Consider the following 842-nt stretch of genomic DNA (forward strand, 5'->3'; position numbering starts at 1 on the left):
CGCGGCGTCGTGGACGGCGACCTCCTCGCCGGCCATCCTCACCACGACCTGGCCGCCGGGCATCGCCACGACGCTCACGCGCCGGCCGATGCAGCGCCTGGGCACGGACCACTCCCTGCCGGCGGCCCTGACGAGCATGGTCGGCGGGACGGTCTGGACGCTCACGTCGCCCACCATCGACTCGAGGAGCCGGAGGTTCCCGATGGGCCGCAGGCACTCCTTCTCCCGCATGAACAGCGCGTCGGGCGGCAGGCCGGTGGTGCGGTTCGGCTCCGAGTTGGCCTGGGCCTCGACCCGGGCCACCGCCTCGGCGAGGCCGCTCCACCCGGTGAACTCGCCGCCGTAGGCGAGCAGGCGGTTCAGGAAGCGGTTGGCCGACTCGTCCTTGCCCTTGGTCTGCGGCGAGCGCGGCGCGCAGAGCCTGAGCTCGAAGCCGGCCTCCCGCGCGAACCGCCACGCCCTCTCCTGCCTGGTCCTCCTGCGGCCCGAGACGGTCACCAGGCACGACATGTTGTCCGTGATGCACTCCTCCGGGACGCCGCCGAGGCGGGTGAAGGTGGCGAGCAGGCAGGACAGCAGGTCGTCGAGCGTGCGGCTCCTGACCGGTATGAAGCGGTGCTTCCGGGAGTAGCCGAGCGTCGCGGTGAACACGCTGAACTCGAAGACCTCGCCCTCCGAGTCGACGAGCCTCATGCCCTCCTTCCAGTCGAACTGCAGCTGCCTGCCCGGGGGCGTCTCGAACCGCGGGTGCGGCTCGCGGCCGCCCGCGCCCCCGAAGGGCACGTCGCGGGCCCGGCACCAGGCGGTGAAGGCGCCGTACCCGGGCAGCCCCTCCCCGCGGC

General features: G+C 73.3%; 1 protein-coding gene. It reads right to left on the reverse strand.

Annotation, left to right across the window (positions count from 1 at the left end):
* On the reverse strand, positions 1-783 hold a 783-nt coding region (locus ACTQ05_RS09535), incomplete at its 3' end, for a DDE-type integrase/transposase/recombinase (RefSeq protein ID WP_441538971.1).
* Positions 784-842 lie beyond the last annotated feature (59 nt).

The sequence above is a fragment of the Collinsella sp. LCP21S3_A9 genome (assembly GCF_052118785.1).
Taxonomy (GTDB): Bacteria; Actinomycetota; Coriobacteriia; order Coriobacteriales; family Coriobacteriaceae; genus Collinsella.